The organism is Sulfitobacter sp. HI0040, from assembly GCF_001634885.1.
Lineage (GTDB): Bacteria > Pseudomonadota > Alphaproteobacteria > Rhodobacterales > Rhodobacteraceae > Sulfitobacter.
Genome location: NZ_LWEX01000401.1, coordinates 21,949 through 42,634 on the forward strand (window position 1 = coordinate 21,949; position 20,686 = coordinate 42,634).

23 protein-coding genes are annotated in these 20,686 nt (G+C 63.6%); 11 read left to right on the plus strand and 12 right to left on the minus strand.

Annotated features, from left to right (window positions below; genetic code table 11):
• Positions 1-94 precede the first annotated feature (94 nt).
• Positions 95-583, plus strand: coding sequence for an SspB family protein (locus tag A3728_RS16435; protein ID WP_067926012.1), 489 nt, complete (start codon positions 95-97; stop codon positions 581-583).
• 6 nt (positions 584-589) lie between these two features.
• Here the strand turns inward: A3728_RS16435 and A3728_RS16440 are convergent, their stop codons facing one another.
• Positions 590-1,144: a hypothetical protein gene (locus A3728_RS16440; RefSeq protein WP_067926017.1), complete on the minus strand. Its 555-nt coding sequence runs from the start codon at positions 1,142-1,144 to the stop codon at positions 590-592.
• A gap of 154 nt (positions 1,145-1,298) precedes the next feature.
• Between A3728_RS16440 and fumC the strand changes: the two genes are divergently transcribed.
• The 3 genes from fumC to A3728_RS16455 are packed head-to-tail and all read left to right on the plus strand — an operon-like array spanning position 1,299 to position 3,111.
• Positions 1,299-2,693 carry a class II fumarate hydratase gene (fumC, locus tag A3728_RS16445; RefSeq protein ID WP_067926024.1) on the plus strand — a complete coding sequence of 465 codons (1,395 nt, stop codon included), beginning with the start codon at positions 1,299-1,301 and terminating at the stop codon, positions 2,691-2,693.
• Positions 2,690-2,881: a DUF4169 family protein gene (locus A3728_RS16450; RefSeq protein WP_067926028.1), complete on the plus strand. Its 192-nt coding sequence runs from the start codon at positions 2,690-2,692 to the stop codon at positions 2,879-2,881. The genes fumC and A3728_RS16450 overlap by 4 nt, the downstream gene beginning before the upstream one ends.
• Positions 2,878-3,111: a ribbon-helix-helix domain-containing protein gene (locus A3728_RS16455; protein ID WP_067926031.1), complete on the plus strand. Its 234-nt coding sequence runs from the start codon at positions 2,878-2,880 to the stop codon at positions 3,109-3,111. Before A3728_RS16450 ends, A3728_RS16455 begins: the two co-directional genes overlap by 4 nt.
• A 27-nt stretch (positions 3,112-3,138) precedes the next feature.
• Here the strand turns inward: A3728_RS16455 and A3728_RS16460 are convergent, their stop codons facing one another.
• The 4 genes from A3728_RS16460 to A3728_RS16475 form a co-directional block, all read right to left on the minus strand.
• Positions 3,139-4,032, minus strand: coding sequence for a fructose bisphosphate aldolase (locus A3728_RS16460; protein ID WP_067926034.1), 894 nt, complete (start codon positions 4,030-4,032; stop codon positions 3,139-3,141).
• Positions 4,033-4,099: 67 nt separating this feature from the next.
• Positions 4,100-5,452, minus strand: a complete 1,353-nt coding sequence (locus tag A3728_RS16465; protein WP_067926037.1) for a cytochrome P450 — start codon at positions 5,450-5,452, stop codon at positions 4,100-4,102.
• On the minus strand, positions 5,449-6,717 hold the full coding sequence (locus tag A3728_RS16470; RefSeq protein ID WP_067926041.1) for a hypothetical protein: 1,269 nt from the start codon (positions 6,715-6,717) through the stop codon (positions 5,449-5,451). The genes A3728_RS16465 and A3728_RS16470 overlap by 4 nt, the downstream gene beginning before the upstream one ends.
• A gap of 54 nt (positions 6,718-6,771) precedes the next feature.
• Complete coding sequence (locus A3728_RS16475) at positions 6,772-7,524, minus strand: cytochrome c biogenesis CcdA family protein (RefSeq protein ID WP_067926044.1); 753 nt, start codon at positions 7,522-7,524, stop codon at positions 6,772-6,774.
• A 93-nt stretch (positions 7,525-7,617) separates the two neighbouring features.
• On the opposite strand from A3728_RS16475, the gene A3728_RS16480 reads away from it, so the two are divergent.
• Positions 7,618-7,845 (plus strand): sulfurtransferase TusA family protein, encoded by a 228-nt coding sequence (locus A3728_RS16480; RefSeq protein ID WP_067926047.1) that lies wholly within the window; start codon positions 7,618-7,620, stop codon positions 7,843-7,845.
• 73 nt (positions 7,846-7,918) lie between these two features.
• Here A3728_RS16480 and A3728_RS16485 read toward each other — a convergent pair whose 3' ends face one another.
• Positions 7,919-10,795 (minus strand): Rne/Rng family ribonuclease, encoded by a 2,877-nt coding sequence (locus A3728_RS16485; protein WP_067926049.1) that lies wholly within the window; start codon positions 10,793-10,795, stop codon positions 7,919-7,921.
• 545 nt (positions 10,796-11,340) lie between these two features.
• Here A3728_RS16485 and A3728_RS16490 point away from each other — a divergent pair.
• Positions 11,341-11,652: a hypothetical protein gene (locus tag A3728_RS16490; RefSeq protein ID WP_067926050.1), complete on the plus strand. Its 312-nt coding sequence runs from the start codon at positions 11,341-11,343 to the stop codon at positions 11,650-11,652.
• Between the two features lie 37 nt (positions 11,653-11,689).
• On the opposite strand, the gene A3728_RS16495 is transcribed toward A3728_RS16490, so the two are convergent.
• Genes A3728_RS16495 through purC form a run of 5 tightly spaced genes read right to left on the minus strand, consistent with a single transcriptional unit; the run spans position 11,690 to position 16,511 of the window.
• Positions 11,690-13,024 carry a sigma-54-dependent transcriptional regulator gene (locus A3728_RS16495; RefSeq protein WP_067926051.1) on the minus strand — a complete coding sequence of 445 codons (1,335 nt, stop codon included), beginning with the start codon at positions 13,022-13,024 and terminating at the stop codon, positions 11,690-11,692.
• 5 nt (positions 13,025-13,029) lie between these two features.
• Complete coding sequence (locus A3728_RS16500) at positions 13,030-14,790, minus strand: sensor histidine kinase (RefSeq protein WP_067926055.1); 1,761 nt, start codon at positions 14,788-14,790, stop codon at positions 13,030-13,032.
• Positions 14,791-14,826: 36 nt separating this feature from the next.
• Positions 14,827-15,495, minus strand: a complete 669-nt coding sequence (gene purQ / locus A3728_RS16505) for a phosphoribosylformylglycinamidine synthase subunit PurQ (protein ID WP_067926059.1) — start codon at positions 15,493-15,495, stop codon at positions 14,827-14,829.
• On the minus strand, positions 15,495-15,725 hold the full coding sequence (gene purS, locus A3728_RS16510) for a phosphoribosylformylglycinamidine synthase subunit PurS (RefSeq protein WP_067926062.1): 231 nt from the start codon (positions 15,723-15,725) through the stop codon (positions 15,495-15,497). The genes purQ and purS overlap by 1 nt, the downstream gene beginning before the upstream one ends.
• 24 nt (positions 15,726-15,749) lie before the next feature.
• Positions 15,750-16,511 carry a phosphoribosylaminoimidazolesuccinocarboxamide synthase gene (purC, locus tag A3728_RS16515; RefSeq protein ID WP_067926065.1) on the minus strand — a complete coding sequence of 254 codons (762 nt, stop codon included), beginning with the start codon at positions 16,509-16,511 and terminating at the stop codon, positions 15,750-15,752.
• Positions 16,512-16,723: 212 nt separating this feature from the next.
• Between purC and A3728_RS16520 the strand changes: the two genes are divergently transcribed.
• Together A3728_RS16520 and bmt are read left to right on the plus strand one after the other, a co-directional pair.
• Complete coding sequence (locus A3728_RS16520; RefSeq protein WP_067926068.1) at positions 16,724-17,041, plus strand: DUF1476 domain-containing protein; 318 nt, start codon at positions 16,724-16,726, stop codon at positions 17,039-17,041.
• A 122-nt stretch (positions 17,042-17,163) separates the two neighbouring features.
• Positions 17,164-18,177, plus strand: coding sequence for a betaine--homocysteine S-methyltransferase (gene bmt / locus A3728_RS16525; protein WP_067926071.1), 1,014 nt, complete (start codon positions 17,164-17,166; stop codon positions 18,175-18,177).
• Here bmt and A3728_RS16530 read toward each other — a convergent pair.
• Entirely contained in the window at positions 18,174-19,256 is a 1,083-nt protein-coding gene (locus A3728_RS16530) for a PA0069 family radical SAM protein (RefSeq protein WP_067926084.1), read from the minus strand. The two genes, bmt and A3728_RS16530, sit on opposite strands and share 4 nt — an antisense overlap.
• 193 nt (positions 19,257-19,449) lie before the next feature.
• Here A3728_RS16530 and A3728_RS16535 point away from each other — a divergent pair, with 193 nt between their 5' ends.
• The 3 genes from A3728_RS16535 to A3728_RS16545 form a co-directional block, all read left to right on the plus strand.
• On the plus strand, positions 19,450-20,154 hold the full coding sequence (locus A3728_RS16535) for a corrinoid protein (RefSeq protein WP_067926074.1): 705 nt from the start codon (positions 19,450-19,452) through the stop codon (positions 20,152-20,154).
• 67 nt (positions 20,155-20,221) lie between these two features.
• Positions 20,222-20,401 carry a hypothetical protein gene (locus A3728_RS16540; RefSeq protein ID WP_067926077.1) on the plus strand — a complete coding sequence of 60 codons (180 nt, stop codon included), beginning with the start codon at positions 20,222-20,224 and terminating at the stop codon, positions 20,399-20,401.
• On the plus strand, positions 20,398-20,686 hold a 289-nt coding region (locus A3728_RS16545), incomplete at its 3' end, for a DUF1638 domain-containing protein (RefSeq protein WP_150120858.1). The genes A3728_RS16540 and A3728_RS16545, both read left to right, overlap by 4 nt.

A 20,686-nucleotide genomic window follows, 5' to 3' on the forward strand; every position in this document is an offset into this window, starting at 1 on the left:
GCCTACCCGTACGCTCGCTGTGCCATACTGCCCCTTTCCTCTGCCACTCAATACGGTATGTTGGGCTTGAGCGAGCGTCCAACCGGAGAGCCCCATGAGCCGCAGCATCGATTACGGCAACCTCATGCATGACGCGATGCGGGGTCTGATCCGCAAAGTGCTGATGGATGTTGCCGAACGCGGCTTGCCGGGCAACCACCATTTCTTCATCACCTTCGATACCGCGCATCCGGATGCCGAACTGGCCGACTGGCTGTCGGACCGCTACCCCGGTGAGATGACCGTGGTGATGCAGCATTGGTACGACAATCTCGAGGTCACGGACGAAGGCTTTTCCGTCACGTTGAATTTCGGCGACGCGCCGGAGCCGCTTTATATCCCCTATGATGCGATCCGCACCTTCGTCGATCCTTCGGTCGAATTCGGCCTGCGCTTCGAACAGCAGGAGAGCAGCGCTGCATCAAAGGCCGAGCCGCAGGAGAAGGAGCCGCGCCCGCTTGTCCACGAGGATGAGCTTGAGGTCGCGGAGGAGGACGATAATCACGATGCGGAAATCGTCTCGCTCGACAGTTATCGCAAGTAACGCCTGCTACTGACGTTCGAGGAAAGTCTCGATGCTGCGCGAAACCTCGCCGTTGCGCACGGTCTGGAACCGCAGGTCCAGCCCACCTTCCGTCAAGGTGCGGTCGAACTGTTGCAGGTCATATCCGCCGCTGTCCTCCACGGTCATCGAATAGACGGTCAGCGTATCGCCCATGAGGCGGGCCCAGACAAAGGGTTCGCCCTTCATCGGATCAAGTTGCACGGCATTACCGAAGACGTCCCGGCCCATGGCGGCGGCATATATCCCGGGCCTTTCCGTGGGGCGAAACTCGATCTGATAGGTTGCCGTGTTGCTGCCCCCTTCCCGCTGGGTCACCGCATGCCATTCGACCGCGAAGCCGCCGTCGGAGGTTTCAAAGATCTCCACGCTCATGTCGCGCGGTACCGGGGCCCCTTCGGCGTTGGGAATATCAGCGGACCCGCTATAGCTTCCAGCAAAGCGCGACACGTCCGCGACGGCGGCAGTTGCGAACACCGGAAGCGCCGCAAGCCATATCAGGCAGAACGCCATGACCCGCTTTTGAATCGCCTTTTCCCGCATGATGTCTCCTCCTCCGGCTTGGGCGCATCGCCCCTGCGCCCCGATAGTCATTCTGTGGGGCGAGCTTTGCAAGCGCGGTGCCGCCCGCGCATTCTGTTGCAACGCAAGCGCCCCGAAGATACACCGCAGTCAACCTTGACGATGGAGCATTCCCATGGCCGACACCCGTATCGAAACCGACAGCTTTGGACCCCTCGAGGTCCCGGCGGACAAATACTGGGGGGCGCAGACGCAGCGCTCGATCATGAACTTCCCCATCGGCTGGGAAAAGCAGCCCATCGCCATCGTCCGCGCCCTGGGCGTGATCAAGAAAGCCTGTGCGCAGGCCAATATCGCCCAAGGCACGCTGGACGATAAACTGGGCGATGCCATCGTTAAGGCCGCCGGCGAAGTGATCGACGGCAAGTTCGACGACAATTTCCCGCTGGTGGTCTGGCAGACCGGGTCGGGGACGCAGTCCAACATGAACGCGAACGAAGTCATCGCGAACCGCGCGATCGAGATCTTGGGGGGCGAGATCGGCAGCAAGGACCCCGTCCACCCCAATGACCACGTGAACATGGGGCAATCGTCCAACGATACCTTCCCCACGGCCATGCATATCGCTACCGCGCGCACCGCGCATGACGTGCTGATCCCCGGCCTTCAGAAACTGCACGACGGGCTTCAGGCCAAGATCGACCAGTTCGAGGGCATCATCAAGATCGGCCGCACCCATACGCAGGACGCGACGCCGCTGACGCTCAGCCAGGAGTTTTCGGGCTACCGCCATCAGGTCGCCATGGGCATCCAGCGGGTGCGGGACGCCCTGGGCCGCATCTACGAACTGGCGCAGGGCGGGACGGCCGTGGGAACGGGGCTCAACACCCGCGAAGGCTGGGCAGAGACGGTGGCCCACAATATGGCCGAGATCACCGGCCTGCCCTTCGTCACCGCTCCCAACAAGTTCGAGGCACTGGCCGCGCATGACGCCATGGTGGAGATGTCAGGCGCGCTCAAGGTGGTGGCCGTTTCGCTGTTCAAGATCGCCAACGACATCCGCCTTCTGGGCTCCGGCCCCCGCTGTGGTCTGGGTGAGCTCATCCTGCCGGAGAACGAGCCGGGCAGTTCGATCATGCCGGGCAAGGTGAACCCCACCCAGTGCGAGGCGCTGACGCAGGTCTGCGCCCATGTGCTGGGCAATGACGCCGCCGTAGGCTTCGCCGGATCGCAGGGTCATTTCGAACTGAACGTCTACAAGCCCATGATGGCCTACAACGTGCTGCAATCCATGCAGCTTCTGGGCGATGCCAGCGTGGCCTTCACCGACAACCTGATCGACGGATTGCAGGCCGATGCCGACCGGATCGAAAAACTGATGCGTGAATCGTTGATGCTGGTGACGGCGCTCGCGCCCGAAATCGGATACGACAACGCCACCAAGGTCGCGAAGACGGCGCACAGGAACGGCACCACCCTGAAGGAAGAGGCCATCGCCCTCGGCTTCGTGGATGCCGAAACCTTCGAACGCGTGGTGCGGCCCGAGAACATGATTGGCCCGAAGTCATGAGCGCGCCCATCAACCTCAACAAGATCAAGAAAGAGCGCAACCGCGCCTCCCGCCGCGCCCGCGCGGATGAGAACGCGGTGCAGTTTGGCCAGACCAAGGCGCAGAAAGACTTGCTAAGGGCGCGGGCCGAACAGATCGCGCGCAATCTGGAAGGTCACAGGCTGGACACCGACAAGAAAGAAGGATGACGGGCAGGCCCGTCAAACATTCGGTGACCTTGCGGGGTCACCGGACGTCCATCTCGCTCGAAGCGGCGTTCTGGGACGAATTGCGCAAGATCGCCGCGCGCAGGGATCTGCCGATCAATGCGCTGGTGGCAGAGATCGACGAAGCGCGAGAGATGGATACCGGGCTGGCCTCGGCGATCCGGGTTTACATCCTGTCGGACCTGCGCGCGCAGGTAGCGGAGCGGGACTGACCCCGCTTCGCCCTGCCCCGCCGCCGATCAGGCGATGGAGGCGCGGTAGATCTTGTCGATATTCGCACCCAGCGCATCGTCGAACTCGGCATCCGACATCTTGACGTTCAGCCCTTCGGTCAGCGCCCGGCTGAAGCTGGCGATCATCTTGTGGTTCTCGGCCAGTTTTTCGCAGGCTTCCGCGGTCGAATAGCCGCCCGACAGCGCCACGACACGCAGGACGTTGGGCATATCCGCCAGCGCGTCATAGCGGCCCGGCACATCCGGAATGGTCAGTTTCAGCATCACCATCTCGCCTTCCGGCAGGGCGCGGATATGCTTGAGCAATTCACGCTCCAGCATCTCTTCGGCTTCGTTCTTGGAGTTTGAATCGATGCTGACTTCGGGTTCGATGATGGGAACCAGACCTGCCTTGCAGACCGCCTTGGCCACCTCGAACTGCTGGGCGACGACGGCGCCGATCCCGCTTTCGTTCGCCTCGTGGATGACCGAACGTTCCTTCGTTCCGAAGATACCGGCCTTTTTCGCGCGTTCCAGCAGAACATCAAGCTCCGGCATGGGCTTCATCAGCTGGACGCCGTTTGCCGTATCCTTGAGGCCCTTGTCGATCTTCAGGAAAGGCACCACCCCCCGGTCCTGCCAGAGCAATTCAGCCACCGGCTTACCGTCAATCTCGGCATCCATCGTCCGCTCGAAGAGGATCGCGCCGATCACCTTGTCGGATGTGAAATCGCGGGATTTGATGATGCGGGCGCGCATGTCGTGCATGGCGGCGAACATCTCTTCCTCGCCGTCGTAGTCTTCGGACGTCACGCCATAAAGGCCGAGCGCCTTGGGGGTGGAGCCACCCGATTGATCCAGTGCCGCGATGAACCCCTTGCCCGTTTCCATCTGCTGCTTCTGTGTTTCGTCAATCGTCATGGTTGCCCCGTACTACCTGATTCCGTTCCGCATCTGTCTAATTCAATCGCAGCCGCGATGATAGAACCTACCGGCGTTCGAAACGTAACCAGATGCCCTTGTCTGACCGAACCGTCAGATGCGCCACGGGAACGGGGCGGCGGCCTTCCACCGGGTGGACCGAAAAATCGCGAAGGATGCGCGCCAGCAGCAGGGGGCCTTCGATCATGGCAAATCCTGCCCCCGGACAGACGCGCGCGCCCGCGGAAAAGGGGATAAACGCCTCGCGCTGGCAGGTCTGGCCGTTGGGGGTGCCCCAGCGGGCGGGATCGAACCCGTCAGGGTCTTCCCACAGGCGATTGTGGCGGTGCAGGTGCCACGGGCTCAGCACGACCTGCGCGCCCGGCTCCACCTTCCGCTCGCGGAACTCTTCGGGGCAGGTCGTTTCCCGCACCATCATCGGCACGGGCGGGTAAAGCCGCAGGGTTTCGCGAAACACATCGCGCGTGTCCTTCAGGCGTGAGATGAGCGCGAAGTCGGGCCGGTCGAGCTGTTGCGCCTCTGCTGCGACACGCGCCTGCCAGTCGGGATGCGTGGCAATCAGGTACAGCGCCCATGCAAGGGCCGAGGCGCTGGTTTCGTGCCCCGCGAGAAAGAAGATCGCGACCTGATCCACCATTTCGGGCGTATCGAACTTCTCGCCGCTCTCGGGGTCCGCCGTCGACATGATCTTGGTCGCAAGATCGTCGGGCGCGGTGCCGGCGGCGATTTGCGCCATCCGTTCGCGCGTGAGATCGGTGATCAGCCTGCGGATGCGCTTCGCGGCCCGCCGCGTCGCGCGGGAAAACAGCCGCGGCATCCAGCGCGGGAGGGGGATAAAGGCCCCGAGGTTGAGCAGCGGCTGGCTGCGCTGATAGGTCTTGAACTCCGCAAACACCTCCCGCGCGATGCGGTGTTCGATGGGGATCGAAAACAGGGTGCGAAAAATCACGTCCGCCGCGGCATGGCTCGTCTCCGCTTCCACCTCGACGGGGCGTCCGCAAAGCGGCCCGATCCGCTCCACCGCCGCATCCGCCGCACCCCACATGGCAGCATAGGTTTCCCGCAGGCGCCCGCCCTCGAAGGCCGGGTCGATGATCCGGCGCTGCCGCTTCCACCTGTCGCCATTGGTTAGAAAGACCGAGTCCCCCAGCAGCGGGCGCAGACCTTCGCCGATACGGTCGGATTTGGGGAAATCGTCAGGCCGCTCGCGCAGGACCGTTCTGACCAGTTCGGGCTGATTGATCATGTAGCTGCGGAAGAACGGCGTACGGAACTCCGCCATCCACGCGCGGTAAAGCCGGGCGGGCTGGGCCGAGAGGATATCGCTGCGAAAGAGGCGCGCATACTGGAAAAGCGACACCTTCTCGGCGCGCGAAGGCGGCTTCGGCGGCTGGGTCATGCCGCGACGGAGGTGTATTTGCTGACCGCCCGGTCGATGCGTGAGCGGGAGGGCGCGCGCCCGGCATAGCGCGCCGCCAGCGTCTTCGGCCCTGCCGTGATCTGGAAGTAGTCGTAATCCTTTGGCCGGTCGAACGCGCAGAGATACTGGAAATGCAGGCGGAAAAACCGCCAGCGCAATTCCTTCCAGCGTTCGCGCGAGAGGCTTTGCGTAAACGCCGCCGAAAATACCAGCGGCCAGCGCTTGTTTTCCGGCGCCACACCCGACACCGCGACCGGATCGCAGAGCGCAAAGGCACATCCGTCCCCCGGGGCCGTGACGTCCACCCACGTCAGTTCGTCGCGCGCCGAAAGATAACGCAGATCGTTGCGCAGCCGCTCCGCCCGGGGCAGGAACGAGACCATCGGCACCACCTGCCCCAGCGACAGGAACGCCAGGGCCGGGCCATCCTGCGGCAACCGGCCATCGCGCAGCAGGTCGGCAAGGATGGAGACCGCCAGATGCGCGCCGGAGGAATGGCCAACGATCAGCACCTCCTCCACGTCATCGCGCATGGCTTCGGCGATGTCGTCGGCGAACCGGGCCATCCGCTCCTCAAGCTCGGGTGGATTGGCCCCCATGGAAGCCGCCGAATAGGCGTAATCGTGCATCAGGTAATAGGCAAAGAACTTGCCGTCCTTGCGCTTGAACCACGACAGCACGGCCCAGCCCGCGAGCACGCCAAGCCCCAGCGTGACTGCCAAAAGCAGCAGGCGCCCNGCCCCCTTGACATCACCCCCCAACGCGCTGAGGCCGAACACCAGAACCGTTTGCAGGACGCGATGCACAGCCCAGCCCACCAGCAGGGCCAGCCCGAGTTGCAAAAGCAGCATCCCCACTGGATAGAGCGCCGCGATGACTGGCCCCTTGCGCAGCTTCATCAGCCGCCAGAGCGCGCCGGACCCGATATAGGCCCAGGCCGTGCGCAGCAGTTGCAAATAGGTGGCGGGGATCGAATTGCTCATGCTGTCGCGCACGATGTCGGACCAGACCAGAACCTCGACATCGCTGCGGACCTGCCGATGCTCGATCATGGCCTCGACTGTCCAGCCGTAGTTGCGCGGGGTCTTGCGGGGTTTCAGCGCCAGATCGTAACCGCTGATCCCGGCCTGCGCGCGGCCTTCCTTGCGATAGAGCTCCCGGTAGCGCCGGGGATGAATGGGGTCGTAGCCGGGGATGTAGAACACCCGGCGCCGCCTGACGGTCTGATCCCGATTCTCTGCCATGCCGTTCCCTGCCTTGCGCGCAGTCTAACGGCCCTTTCCGGCGAGAGTAAGGCGTCAGCCGAGGCTGCCGAGCGCGGGGAAGTTTTCCAAGAGCCAGAAAGAGAAGGTGCTGAAAGCCCCCGTGACCAGGGCAAGTCCCACGATGATCAGCAGAATGCCCATGATACGCTCGATCAGCTTCATGTGAGGCTTGATGCGGTTCATGAAGCCAAGCGCGCGGGTGATGAACATGGCCGCCAGAAGGAAGGGAATGCCCAGCCCCGCGGCATAGATCCCCAGCAAAAGCGTACCCCGCGCCACGGAAGCCTCCGACGCGGCGAGCGACAGGATCGCGCCCAGTTGCGGACCGATGCAGGGCGTCCAGCCAAAAGCGAAGGCCAGCCCCAGCAGATAGGCCCCGAAGGACGACCCGCCCTGATCGCCCGCCTCCAGCCGCGCCTCCTGATCGAGGAAGGGCACCCGGATGACACCGAGGAAATGCAGCCCGAAGACAATCACCACGAGGCCCGAAATACGCGCGAAAAGAACCTGATTTTGCAGGAAGAACGCCCCGAAGGCCGAGGCGGTGAACCCCAGCAGCAAGAACACCGTGCTGAGCCCCAGTACGAAGAAACAGGCCGCGACCACGGCGCGGGTGCGGGCGGCGCGCTGGCTCGACATGTCGTTGAGGGACACGCCGCTCATATAGGCGAGGTAGGGCGGAACGATGGGCAGCACACAGGGGCTGAGGAAGCTGATGACGCCCGCCACCAGCGCCACGAGCATCGCGGGAAGCAGCCCCGCATCGATGATTTCTATGCCAAACATGGTCCCGGGTTAGCCGGAATGACGCCCGCCGTCACGTGCCAGTTTGTCACAAGGCTGTGGACGGCTTGAAACAACTGTCCTATCTCCGCCTGCATGACACGCCATGATCTCGATGCCACAGGGCTGCTTTGCCCCCTGCCCGTTCTGAAAGCACGCAAGCGTCTTATGGCGCTGGAACCGGGCGATTTGCTGGTGCTGCGGTCGGACGATCCGGCGGCCATCATCGACGTGCCGCATTTCTGCGCGGAGGCCGGGCATGCCCTGCTGTCCCAGCGGGATGAAGCGGGCGTCGCCATCTACGAAATTCGCAAGGGCGGTTGAAACGCCGTCGCGGTCGAGCCTTCCGGCAAAACTGAAAGGGCGGGCCATTGGCCCGCCCCTGTTGTTTCGGGCCTCAGCCCCCCAGTGACCACCAGCCGCGCCGCTTGGGCTTTGGCTTGGTGTCCGCCTCCGGTTCGGCTTCCGCCGCCGGTTCGGGCGCGGGTTCCGGTTCGGGCGTGGCCTCCGGCTCAGCTGCCGGTGCCGCTTCTGGCTGGGGTTCTGCCGGGTCGATGGAGCGGATCTGCGCTTCGGCCACCGGTTCGGGGGTGGCTTGGGCCTGCGTCGGCTCCGACGTCACGGTCTCAGCCGGTGCCGGGTCGGCTGCGGGTGCCGCATCCTCGGAAGCGGCAGGCGCATCCGTATTCTGCGCCTCGGCATCCGCCTTTGCGGGCTTCGCCTTGCTGCTGCGGGACCGGCGGGCGGGCTTCTTGGGCTTCTCCTCTTCGGATGAAGCCTCTGCAGAAGCATCCCCCTGATCCGCCGTTTCGTCGGCGGCGTCGGACTTGCGCTTGCGCGAGCGTTTGGGCTTGGCCTCTGCCTCTGCCGGGGTGGCCTCCTCGCTTTCTTCGGTCTTCGGCTTGGCGCGGGACCTGCTGCGGCTTGTGGGCTTCGCCTTGGGCTTGTCGCCTTCAGCGGCATCCGGCGTCACTTCGGCGTCATCTTTCGGAGCCTCCGCCGCAGTCGCATCACCCTGCTGCTTTTCAGCGACAGCATCCTGCTTGCGATCGGGTTCGCCGCGATCTTTCGACCCACCGTTGCCGTTGTCGCCGTTCTGATCCCCGTTCTGATCGTCAGACTTGCCACCACGACCCCGCCGACGACGGCGGCGCCGCTTCTTGGGCTTCTGTTCGCCGTTGTCACTATTGCCGCTGTCGTTGTTGCCGTTGCCGTTGTCATCTTCGGCATCAGCGGCGTCTTCGTCCGTGCTGTCGGCTTCATCCTCGTCGATCTGGTCCATCAGCGAGGTATCGACGGACACCACATGGGCAGGTGCCACCGGCACGCTGCGCGTCGCGGTCTTGAACTTCTCCATCGAGAAGTCGGGGCTGACCAGATGGGGGTCGCCCTCGATCCGCACGGAAAGGCCATAGCGCTGTTCGATCTGGGCGATATGTTCGCGCTTCTGGTTCATCAGATAGTTCGCGATGCCCACCGGGCATTTGATCAGCACTTCGCGGGACCGGCGGCGGGTACCCTCCTCTTCGATCTGACGGATGATCGACAGCGCGAGGTTGTCGTCCGACCGGATCAGCCCGGTGCCGTGGCAGGCCTGACAGGGCTGCGTCGTCGCCTCGATCATGCCGGGGCGCAGGCGCTGGCGGCTCATTTCCATCAGGCCGAAGCCGGAAATGCGACCCACCTGAATACGCGCACGGTCGGTCTTGAGCTTTTCCTTCATGCGCTTTTCGACGGCGGCGTTGTTGCGCCGTTCGTCCATGTCGATGAAGTCGATCACGATGAGACCGGCGAGGTCGCGCAGACGCAACTGGCGCACGACTTCGTCCGCCGCTTCGAGGTTGGTCTTGAGCGCGGTCTGCTCGATCGAGCCTTCTTTGGTGGCCCGGCCGGAGTTCACGTCGACCGCGACCAGTGCCTCGGTCACGCCGATCACGATATAGCCGCCCGAGGGCAACTGGACCGTGGGGTTGAACATGCCGGAAAGATAGCTTTCCACCTGATAGCGCGCGAAAAGCGGCAAGCCTTCGGAATAGAGTTTCACGTTTTTCGCATGGGACGGCATGATCATCTTCATGAAGTCCTTGGCAATGCGGTAGCCGCGCTCGCCCTCGACGAAGACCTCGTCGATCTCGCGGTTGTAGAGGTCGCGGATCGACCGTTTGATCAGGTCGCCTTCCTCGTAGATCTTCGCCGGCGCGATGGATTTCAGCGTCAACTCGCGGATTTGCTCCCACAGGCGCTGAAGGTATTCGTAGTCGCGCTTGATCTCGGCCTTGGTGCGCTTGGCACCCGCCGTCCGCACGATGAGACCGGCCCCCGTGGGCACCTTGATCTCGTTCGCGATCTCTTTCAGCTTCTTGCGGTCCGCCGCATTCGTGATCTTGCGGGAAATGCCGCCGCCCCGGGCGGTGTTGGGCATCAGCACGCAATAGCGCCCGGCAAGGCTGAGATAGGTCGTCAGCGCCGCACCCTTGTTACCGCGCTCTTCCTTCACGACCTGCACCAGCAGGATCTGGCGGACCTTCACGACCTCCTGAATCTTGTAGCGGCGCGGACGCGGCTTGCGGACCGGGCGGATGTCTTCGCTGTCGTCTTCCTCGGCGACGGATTCGATGCTTTCGTCCTTGCGGGCGGCATCGGCGACGCTGCTGTCGTCTTCGTCGTCATCATCCTCATCGGAATCGCCGTTTGCCGCGCGGTCTGCCCGCCCGGATGGCTTTGCGTCCGTGTCGTCCGATCCGGCATCCGTATCGTCTTCGGGTTCCTCGACCGGGGTCTCTCCGACCCGCTCCATCGGAGAAGACCCTTCTTCGGTCTCGTCATCCTCTCCCAGATCGACAGTTTCCATGCCCTTGATCTCGGTGGAGGTCACCGCATCGTCGGCGTTGGTATCTTCGGCCTTGCTGCGTGAGCCGCGGGAACGGGTACGCCGCTTGGGCTTTTCCTTGTCGTCGTCGTCGTCCTTGGCGGCCTGTGCCTCGGCATAGGCGCGCTCTTCCTCCAGCAGGGCCTGCCGGTCGGCGACGGGGATCTGGTAGTAGTCGGGATGAATTTCCGAAAAGGCGAGGAAACCGTGGCGATTGCCGCCGTAGTCAACGAAGGCCGCCTGCAGCGACGGCTCTACGCGGGTTACCTTGGCGAGATAGATATTCCCGGCGAGCTGGCGCCGGTTCTCGGATTCGAAGTCGAACTCCTCGACCTTGTTTCCGTCCACCACGACCACGCGCGTCTCTTCCGCGTGGGTGGCATCGATAAGCATTTTCTTAGGCATAAATCCATTGTGCACAGACCGGCCGGCGGGCCCCCGGGGGGTGCCTCGCGCTGCGGGATGTGTCTTGTCAGGGCGACGAGGGACGCGGCAACAGGCAAGGCCGTACCGGCTCTTGTCTGTTCGCTCATGGCATCTGCACGCGTCATCGCGGTTCTTCTCCGACGCGGTACGGGGGGTACACCCTCGTCCGCATCCATTCATTAGCTGCGCCTTGTCGGGGTATCCCTCGCAAAGTGTCAGCGGTTCTTCGGCCGTCACCGGCCCAATCGGTCCGACCCGCAACCCATGCGGCTGCTGCGATCGGCGAAACTCTCACTAGTCGGCCCGCGTTTGGCGCGCGGCACGACCTCGGACTGCAGTTAAGGGGTTTGGGGTGCGAAAGACAATGGTCAATCGCTTATGAGGGCCGGAATGGCGAAAATGCGGGGGCTCGCTTGACAAGCGGAAGGGCCTTGGAAAAAGTTCACCGAAGGGCGCAGAACGCACCCTTTTGCTCGATATTTCCATCCGCAACGGATGGCTCCCGCATATTGAAGGACTGCCCCATGCCGCTTTTCACCCGCTCGATTTCCGCCCTTGCCCTTTCGCTCGGAGGGCTTGCAGGGTGCGATGAAATGGCGTTGGCGGACGATCCGGCGGCACTGGCCGAACTGCGCACGCATAAATCCTGCATCGCGGCGGTAGAGCAGCATACCGGCGTTAGCGGCGGCACGATCAACCGGACCATCCCCATCGTCGAGACGAACCAGTATGTCATCGACCTGCCGGGCGGTGCGCCGAAATGGACCTGCTACACCGATGCCGAAGGCAAGGCGCGCGAATTGATCCTGACCCGGCTGGGCACCTCTGCAGGCTGACGCCGGCGCCCATCTGGGCACCGGCAGCCCGGCACAGTCAGAGGTAATCTGACCGCTGCAAAGCGTATTTCGCCATCTTCTCGTTCAGGGTTCGGCGTGGCAGGCAGAGTTCGTCCATCACGCTGGCAATGGACCCCTTGTGGCGGCGCATCGTGTTGTCGATCAGCATCCGTTCGAACGCCTCGACATATTCCTTGAGCGGCTTGCCCTCGGTCGTCATGACGGGCTGCATGTCATCATGGTCCGACATCAGAAGGGAGGCGATGGTGCCCGAACCCCGGCGCGATTGCAGCACCGCGCGTTCCGCCACGTTGATCAACTGGCGCACGTTGCCGGGCCAGGGCGCCTGCAGAAGCTGGGCGGCCTCCTGCGCGCTCACCTGGGGCGAGTCGCAGCCATATTCATCGGCAAACTGCTCGCTGAGGCGGGTAAAGAGCGTCAGAATATCCTCCCCCCGCTGGCGCAGCGGCGGCACGGTGATACGCAGGGCGGCAAGCCGGTAGAAAAGGTCGGATCGCAGCGCGTCCTCCGACGTGCGGCCAGCCTCCTGAAGGTTGGAGATGGCGACGATCCGGGTTTCTGCCGGGGTGCCCTGTTCGTTGATGACGCTCAGCAGCCGAGCCTGCAGTGTTTCGGACAGCGCCTCGATGTCTTCGAGCACAAGTGTCCCGCCGCGGGCCTCTTCGATGGCGGGAAGCTGCGCGTCCTCGGGCTGCATGGGGCCGAAGAGGCGCTTGGACAGCGTGTTTTCTTCCAGTGCGCCGCAGCTTACCAGTACGAACTTCTTGCCCGCCCGGCTGCCCACCGCATGCAGCGCATGAGCCACCAGCGTCTTGCCGGTGCCGGTTTCCCCGTCGATCAGCACATGACCGTCCGCCTGACCGAGATCAAGGATATCTTCGCGCAACCGCTCCATCACCGGGCTCTGACCGATGAGCTTTTTCATCAGCTGGCCGCCATCCGACAGTTCGCGGCGCAGCGCGCGGTTGTCCATGACCAGACGGCGGGCATTGGTCGCCTTCTTGGCCAGTTCGCTCATCCGGTCGGGGTTGAACGGCTTTTCGAGGAAATCGAAGGCCCCTACCCGCATCGCTTCGACGGCCATGGGCACATCGCCGTGGCCGGTGATCATGATGACCGGCAGCGCGCTGTCGCTGCCCATGAGCTTTTTAAGAAACTGCATGCCGTCCATTCCCGGCATCTTGATGTCCGAGATGACGATGCCGGGATAATCGGGACCGAGAATCTTGAGCGCATCTTCAGCGCTGGCGAATGTTTCGGTGTCATACCCCGAAAGCGCCAGCCACTGGCTGATGGATTGACGCATATCCTGTTCGTCGTCGACGATCGCGATTTTCATAGCCTGAGCCATTGTCTTTACTCCGCCGCCTGGGAGGCGGTCCCTGTGCCCTCTATGGGCAATTGCATTTCGAAGACCGCGCCGCCGTTCTGGCCATTCCGCGCGGTCAACCGACCCCCGAGATCGTTCACGATCCCCGAGGAAATGGCCAAGCCGAGCCCGACGCCATCGCCGGGTTGCTTGGTCGTGTAGAAGGGTTCGAACAGCTGATCGAGGTTTTCGATCCCCGGACCGTTGTCCCGTACCGTCAAGGTCGCCGTCTCTCCTGCTGAAAGTATAATGTCCACCTGCGGATTGCGTTCCGATTTGGTGGCATCCAATGCGTTGCGCAACAGGTTGACCATCACTTGTTCGATCCGCATGCGGTCCCCCGTCACGATGACGGGCTGTTCGGGCAGGATCCGGCTGATCTGGACCTGCCGCTGGCGCAACTGTGGCTCCATCATGGATAGGGACGAGGCCAGCGCAGCACCCATGTCCACGGGGGAGAACGCCTCCTGCCCCTTGCGGGCATAGGATTTGAGCTGCCGGGTGATGGCACCCATCCGCTCGATCAGGTCGTCGATACGGCCAAAGGAGGACAGTGCCTCCTCCGGGCGGTTGCGGCGCAGCAAAAGGCGCGCGCCGGCAAGATAGGTCTTCATCGCGGCGAGCGGCTGGTTCAACTCATGGCTGACGGCGGCGGACATTTCGCCCAAGGCGGCCAGTTTGCTCGACTGTTCCAGCGTCTGTTCGGCCACGGCGAGCGTTTCCTGAACGCGCTTGCGCTCCGCGATTTCACGCTGCAGCGCCTGATTGAGCGCGCGCAGCTTCGCCGATTCCCGCTGGAAAATGGCAAGACGGCCTGCGGTGCGGCGGCTGAGGGCGTAAAAAGTCAGCGCCAGCAGAATGGCAAACCCCATCACCTCCAGCGCCAATACGCCGTTCACCTTTTCGCGGACGGATTCATAGGTGGTAAAGCTGACCATTCGCCAGCCACGGAACGGGATGCGGTTTTCCAGCCGCATCACCGCCTCGCCCTGCAGATAGGCATCCGGCGGCAGGGCCGTCCAGTCGGCGGTGGCCTTGATCGCGCGTTCGATCGCGTTTTGCGGCGTATGATTGGCCAGTGCTTCCTTTTCCGTCAGCCCACGCCAGCGCGGGGCGGTGGCCAGAATGATCTCCCCATTGCTTTCCGTTACGATCACGGCATCGGAAATACCGGCCCAGGCGCGTTCGAATTTCTGCAGGTCGACCTCTGCCGCGATCACGCCCAGCGTGGTGCCGCCTTCCTGAATGCGGCGCGAATAGAGAAACCGGTAGCCTGCGCTTTCTCGCTTGATCACGCTGAAGATCGTGGCGTTGGAGCGGATGGCATCCACGAAATAGGGCTCCGACCGATGCTGGGAGCCGAGGCGGTTGCGGTCGGTCGCGGCCACGATGCGTCCGTCGATGTCGTAGAGCATGAGGGAGGCGGCCCCGATTTCTTCCACGAAAGAGATAAGCCGCTGGGTGGAAAGCGAATAATCCGCCGATTGCAGGGCCGCGATCAGCGTCGGATCACGCGCCAGCAGTTGCGGCACGATGGCGTTCTGGCGCAGTTCGGCCAGCAGATTCCCGCTGTAGAGTGCTATCCGCAGTTCCGCCCGGTTGCGCGTGCTGTCGGTGAACCGGTCGGTCAGCAGCTTGTTGGTGACGGAGATCGTCACCGCCGCGACGACAAGCAGGAAACCCACAGCCAGACGCACCCGCCAACCGACGGTCGTCCGGGGCCCAGCGGAGGGTTGTGATGTTTTCATGAGACCAATCTACGCCCCGGGGCGGGTCTACTCAAGTCAGGCGGCGACAAGCGCCCCGGCCAGCGCCGCAAAGAGCGCCTTGCCGTCGGTGCCGCCATGGGCCGCATCCGCCGCCCGTTCGGGATGCGGCATCATGCCGAGAACCCGCCGGTTTTCCGACAGGATGCCCGCGATGTCATCCTGCGCGCCGTTCAGCGGACGGGAATAGCGGAAGGCCACGCGATCACTATCGCGCAAGCCTGCGAGCGTGTCGGGATCAGCGAAGTAGTTGCCATCGTGATGCGCCACGGGAATGGCGATTTCCTGCCCCCGGGCATAGTCGGCAGTAAACGCGCTGTCGGTGGTTTCGACGCGCAGGCCCACGGTCCGGCAGATGTATTTCAGACCCGCGTTGCGCAGCAGCGCCCCGGGCAGCAAACCGGTTTCCGTCAGCACCTGAAACCCGTTGCAGACCCCCAGCACATAACCGCCCCGCTCCGCATGGGCCGCCACGGCCCGGCAGATGGGGGAATTGGCTGCAATCGCACCGCAGCGCAGGTAGTCGCCGTAGGAAAAGCCGCCCGGCACACCGACCACGTCGATATTGTCGGGCAGGGCGCTGTCCTTGTGCCAGACCATCGAAACCTCGGCCCCGGCGGCGCGGAAGGCCACGGCCATGTCGCGGTCGCAGTTCGATCCGGGAAAGACGATGACAGCGGCGCGCATCAGCCCATCTCCACCGCGTAGGATTCGATCACAGTATTGGCGAGCAGCTTCTCGCACATGGCGTTTACCTCGGCCTCGGTGGTGCCGTCTGCGAGGTCCAGTTCGATGACCTTGCCCTGCCGGACCCCGTTGACCCCCGCAAAGCCGAGCGATCCGAGCGCATGGCGCACCGCCTCCCCCTGCGGATCGAGCACTCCGTTCTTGAGCATGACATGCACGCGAGCCTTCATGGATCGTCCCCTTCGTTCCGGGTCTCAGTTGATGAGCGTGGGCTTGGTAATCGGCGCCGCGTTCTTGGGCATGACACCCAGCCGCGTCGCCACTTCGGTATAGGCGTCAGTCAGGGAACCGAGATCGCGGCGGAACACGTCCTTGTCGAGCTTCTGACCGGTTTCCATGTCCCACAGGCGGCAGCTGTCCGGGCTGATCTCATCGGCCACGATAAGCCGCTGGAAATCGCCGTCATAGACGCGCCCGATCTCGATCTTGAAGTCCACAAGGCGGATCCCCACGGCCATCATCACCCCGGAGAGGAAATCATTGACCCTGAGCGCGAGGCTCAGGATGTCGTCCATGTCCTGCTGGCTTGCCCATCCGAAGGCGGCGATATGCTCCTCCGTGACCAGTGGATCACCAAGCGAATCGTCCTTGTAGCAATATTCAACGATCGGGCGCGGCAGTTGTGTGCCCTCGTCGATGCCCAGGCGTTTGGACATTGATCCTGCGGCGAAATTACGCACGATCACTTCCAGCGGAATGATCTCCACCTGCCGGACAAGCTGTTCGCGCATGTTCAGGCGGCGGATGAAATGCGTGGGCACGCCGATCTGGTTGAGTCCGGTCATGAAAAATTCGCTGAGCCGGTTGTTCAGCACGCCCTTGCCTTCGATCACGTCTTTCTTCTGCGCATTGAAAGCGGTCGCGTCATCCTTGAAATACTGGACGATCGTGCCCGGCTCGGGACCTTCGTACAGGATCTTCGCCTTGCCTTCGTAGATCTTCTTGCGCCGGGCCATGGGCGTCCTTTCCGCTGGGGCCGGGGAAGCTCCCGCGGCACTTGCGCACCTCATAGTGCAAGCCCCCCCTTCCTGCAAGCAGCCCGGTCGAGGGTGGCAGAACGCATGAGGGATCAACCTCCGGTATTACCGAGACCTGCAGGCTCACCCTTGTACAGAGCGCGCGGACACCGCATATCCAAAGGGAAGACACCGGACGAAGGAACCCCGCCATGACCACATTCGACGATCGCGAACGCAGTTTCGAGAACAAATTTGCCCATGACGCCGAGATGCAGTTCAAGGCCGAGGCCCGCCGCAACAAGCTCTTGGGTCTCTGGGCCGCGGACCTTCTGGGCAAGACCGGCGACGAGGCAGCCGCTTATGCCCGTGACGTCGTCAAAGCCGACTTCGAGGAAGCCGGGGACGAGGACGTCTATCGCAAGGTCTCCGGCGATCTGGGCGACAAGGCCGATGAGGCTACCATTCGCGGCAAGATGCTTAGCCTGATGGCCGAGGCGAAGGCCCAGCTGATGGCCGAAATCGATTAACCCGTCGCGGGTGGCCGCGGGCCACCCTCCCCCCTGCCCGCCTCATGACGAGTTGCGGCGAATGCGCTTGCGCTCCCGCGGCGCTTCGTGAAATCAGGCGCAAAACACGTCAGGAGCGCATCATGTCCGACATTCTCAACGAATTGCTGGCCCAGCGGGGCGTGCTGCTGGCCGATGGCGCCACGGGCACCAACCTGTTCAACATGGGGCTGATGTCCGGTGACGCGCCCGAATTGTGGAACACCGACGAGCCGCAGAAGATCATCGCGCTTTATCGCGGCGCGGTGGACGCGGGCAGCGACCTGTTCCTGACCAACAGCTTCGGCGCCAATGCCGCGCGCCTGAAACTGCATGAGGCCGAGAAGCGCGTGCATGAACTGAGCCGCGTGGCGGCAGAACTGGGCCGCGAGGTGGCCGACAAGGCGGAGCGCAAGGTGATCGTCGCCGGTTCCGTCGGACCGACTGGCGAGATCATGGAACCCGTGGGCGCGCTTTCCCATGCGCTGGCGGTCGAGATGTTCCATGAAACGGCGGACGGGCTGAAGGCCGGGGGCGCAGACATCGGCTGGCTGGAAACCATCAGCGCGCCCGAAGAATACCGCGCCGCTGCCGAAGGTTTCGCGCTGGCGGGCTTGCCGTGGTGCGGCACCATGAGCTTTGACACGGCGGGCCGTACCATGATGGGCGTCACCAGCGAAGCGATGGTCGACATGGTGCATGCGCTCGATAACACGCCGCTGGCCTACGGGGCGAACTGCGGCACCGGTTCGTCGGACCTCTTGCGCACCCTGCTGGGCTTTGCCGCGAAGGAAGACAAGCTGCCGCTCATCGCCAAGGGCAACGCGGGCATCCCGAAATATCACGACGGGCATATCCACTACAACGGCACCCCCGAATTGATGGCAGATTATGCCGTGATGGCCCGCGATTGCGGCGCCAGCATCATCGGCGGCTGCTGCGGGACCATGCCCGAACACCTGCGCCACATGCGCGAAGCGCTGGACACACGCCCCAGGGGAACAGCACCCGAATTGCCTGAAATCGTCGCCAAACTGGGCGATTTCTCCTCCGCCAGCGACGGCACGGACGGCGAAGGCCCGGTACGCGCGCCCCGGCGCGGACGGCGGCGCGGCTAGAACAGGCTGAGCTGCGCGGACTCGGGCTTCGGCGGGCGGAACAGATCGGTGCGCATGGGGGTGGCCCTTGCGTTCAATCCCAGCCGCCGCACGGCCACGTCGAAGCGCCGTGCGATCAATTCCGCATAGGGCCCTTCCCCCCGCATCCTGCGGTGCCAGGCCGAATCGTATTCCTTGCCCCCGTGCATTTCCCGCAACCGGGCCATGATCCGTTCTGCCCGGTTAGGATAATACTGCGCCAGCCAGTCCTGGACCAGCGGCGAAACCTCCCGCGGGAGGCGCAGCATGATCCAACTTGCGTGGCGCGCACCCGCTGCCTGCGCATCGGCAAGGATCGATTCCAGCTCCGGGTCCGTCAGCGCGGGGATGACGGGTGAAACCATGACCCGAACCGGCACGCCGGCCTCTGCCAGCCTGCGCATGGTCGCCAGACGCCGGGCCGGCGCGGGGGCGCGCGGCTCCATCAGGCGCGACAGCGCCGCGTCACGGGTCGTGACCGACAGGCCAACGCGGACTAGCCCCCGCCGGGCCATGTCCGACAGGATGTCGATATCGCGTTCGATCAGGCTGCCCTTGGTCACAATGGCGACGGGATGGCCCGCCTCGGCCAACACCTCCAGACAGCGGCGCATGATCCCATGCCGCTTTTCGATGGGCTGATAGGGGTCCGTGTTCGTCCCGATGGCAATGGGCGCCACTCGGTAGCTGCGCGCCGCCAGTTCGCGTTTCAGCACCTCCGGTGCATCGGGGCGTGCGACCAGCCGCGTTTCGAAATCCAGCCCCGGAGAAAGGCCCAGATAGGCATGGCTGGGCCGGGCGAAACAATAGACGCAGCCATGCTCGCACCCCCGGTAGGGATTGATCGAACGGTCGAAGGGAAGGTCGGGCGAACGGTTGTAGGTGATGATCCGCCGCGGGCGTTCCTCTGTCGTTTCGGTGCGCAGCATCGGCAGGGGCTCGTCCTCTTCACGCTGCCAGCCGTCGTCCACGACTTCCCGGCGGTGCCGCTCGAACCGGCCCGCGTGGTTGGTGCCCGCCGCACGACCGGCGATCCTGTATCTGCGGTCTTCGAAATCCATGAAGAAAAAATAGAACATTGCGCGAACATCGACAAGAGCATGCAGTGCGCGCCCTTCACTTCCCCGCGCCGATGGCCCTATCATGGCGGCGCCCACGTCGCGCAAAGTTCGGCCAGTGTCGCAAACTGTCTGACCTGCGCGTATGTAACGTGACAAAAGGACGCGAAAGCGATCCCGCGCAAAAGGAACGGCCATGTCCGAAGAAGACGAAATCATCCTGTCGGAACTCGACGACGAGGAACTTGTTCAGCAGATGTTCGACGACCTTTACGACGGTCTCAAGGAAGAGATCGAGGAAGGCGTGCGGATTCTGCTCGAGCGTGGCTGGGCCCCCTACGACATTCTGACAAAGGCGCTGGTGGGCGGCATGACCATCGTCGGCGCCGACTTCCGCGATGGCATCCTTTTCGTTCCCGAAGTTCTGCTGGCCGCCAACGCGATGAAAGGCGGCATGGCGATCCTGAAGCCGCTGCTGGCCGAAACCGGTGCGCCGCGGGTCGGCAAGATGGTGATCGGTACCGTGAAGGGCGACATTCACGACATCGGCAAGAACCTCGTGTCGATGATGATGGAAGGCGCCGGGTTCGAGGTCGTGGACCTCGGTATCAACAACGCGGTGGAGAAATACCTCGAAGCGCTGGAAAACGAGAAGCCGGAAATCCTCGGCATGTCCGCCCTGCTCACCACGACGATGCCTTACATGAAGGTCGTCATCGACACGATGGTCGAACAGGGGATCCGCGACGACTATATCGTTCTGGTGGGCGGCGCCCCGCTGAACGAGGAATTCGGCAAAGCCATCGGCGCGGACGCCTATTGCCGCGACGCCGCCGTTGCGGTGGAAACGGCCAAGGAATGGGTCGGTCGCAAGCACAACGCGATGTCCTCTTCCGCCTGAACCGGATAGGCGGGGGGCTGCAAAACGCGCCCCCCGTGCTTACCTTGGCAAGAGAAGGAGACGCATCATGCCGATACTCTATCTTGTCCTGCTCATTGCCGGTGTCATCTTCGCGGCCGGGCTAACCGTCTGCGTGGCGATGTTCGCCGGTGCCTCCGGCGGGGGCGCGTTCCTCGGCGTCTGGGCCGTGCCGCTCCTGCTTCTGCTCGCCCTTGGTGTCTACCTCATGCGTCGGCGGTCCGGATGACACTGTCCGATGCCACCCTCACGGATCGCGGCCTGCCGCTCGAAGCCGAGACTGGGCGCATCCTGCTGATCGCCTGCGGCGCGCTGGCACGGGAAATACTGGATCTGAAGGCCGCGAATGGCTGGACGCATCTGGACCTCACCTGCCTGCCCGCGAAATACCATCTCTACCCCGAAAAGATTACCGATGCCGTGCGGGCCGCCGTGGCACGCCACCGCGACAGCTATGACGAGATCTTCGTGGTCTATGCCGATTGCGGGACCGGCGGCACGTTGCAGGCGGCCT

Coding starts and splice junctions, on each gene's coding strand:
- A3728_RS16530 (WP_067926084.1), bottom strand. CDS start 19,256: ATGGATTTCGAAGACCGCAGATACAGGATCGCCGGTCGTGCGGCGGGC.
- A3728_RS16475 (WP_067926044.1), bottom strand. CDS start 7,524: ATGTTTGGCATAGAAATCATCGATGCGGGGCTGCTTCCCGCGATGCTC.
- fumC (WP_067926024.1), top strand. CDS start 1,299: ATGGCCGACACCCGTATCGAAACCGACAGCTTTGGACCCCTCGAGGTC.
- purS (WP_067926062.1), bottom strand. CDS start 15,725: ATGAAGGCTCGCGTGCATGTCATGCTCAAGAACGGAGTGCTCGATCCG.
- A3728_RS16500 (WP_067926055.1), bottom strand. CDS start 14,790: ATGAAAACATCACAACCCTCCGCTGGGCCCCGGACGACCGTCGGTTGG.
- purQ (WP_067926059.1), bottom strand. CDS start 15,495: ATGCGCGCCGCTGTCATCGTCTTTCCCGGATCGAACTGCGACCGCGAC.
- bmt (WP_067926071.1), top strand. CDS start 17,164: ATGTCCGACATTCTCAACGAATTGCTGGCCCAGCGGGGCGTGCTGCTG.
- A3728_RS16495 (WP_067926051.1), bottom strand. CDS start 13,024: ATGGCTCAGGCTATGAAAATCGCGATCGTCGACGACGAACAGGATATG.
- A3728_RS16535 (WP_067926074.1), top strand. CDS start 19,450: ATGTCCGAAGAAGACGAAATCATCCTGTCGGAACTCGACGACGAGGAA.
- A3728_RS16520 (WP_067926068.1), top strand. CDS start 16,724: ATGACCACATTCGACGATCGCGAACGCAGTTTCGAGAACAAATTTGCC.
- A3728_RS16435 (WP_067926012.1), top strand. CDS start 95: ATGAGCCGCAGCATCGATTACGGCAACCTCATGCATGACGCGATGCGG.
- A3728_RS16480 (WP_067926047.1), top strand. CDS start 7,618: ATGACACGCCATGATCTCGATGCCACAGGGCTGCTTTGCCCCCTGCCC.
- A3728_RS16440 (WP_067926017.1), bottom strand. CDS start 1,144: ATGCGGGAAAAGGCGATTCAAAAGCGGGTCATGGCGTTCTGCCTGATA.
- A3728_RS16490 (WP_067926050.1), top strand. CDS start 11,341: ATGCCGCTTTTCACCCGCTCGATTTCCGCCCTTGCCCTTTCGCTCGGA.
- A3728_RS16460 (WP_067926034.1), bottom strand. CDS start 4,032: ATGACGATTGACGAAACACAGAAGCAGCAGATGGAAACGGGCAAGGGG.
- A3728_RS16540 (WP_067926077.1), top strand. CDS start 20,222: ATGCCGATACTCTATCTTGTCCTGCTCATTGCCGGTGTCATCTTCGCG.
- A3728_RS16485 (WP_067926049.1), bottom strand. CDS start 10,795: ATGCCTAAGAAAATGCTTATCGATGCCACCCACGCGGAAGAGACGCGC.
- purC (WP_067926065.1), bottom strand. CDS start 16,511: ATGGCCCGGCGCAAGAAGATCTACGAAGGCAAGGCGAAGATCCTGTAC.
- A3728_RS16455 (WP_067926031.1), top strand. CDS start 2,878: ATGACGGGCAGGCCCGTCAAACATTCGGTGACCTTGCGGGGTCACCGG.
- A3728_RS16465 (WP_067926037.1), bottom strand. CDS start 5,452: ATGACCCAGCCGCCGAAGCCGCCTTCGCGCGCCGAGAAGGTGTCGCTT.
- A3728_RS16450 (WP_067926028.1), top strand. CDS start 2,690: ATGAGCGCGCCCATCAACCTCAACAAGATCAAGAAAGAGCGCAACCGC.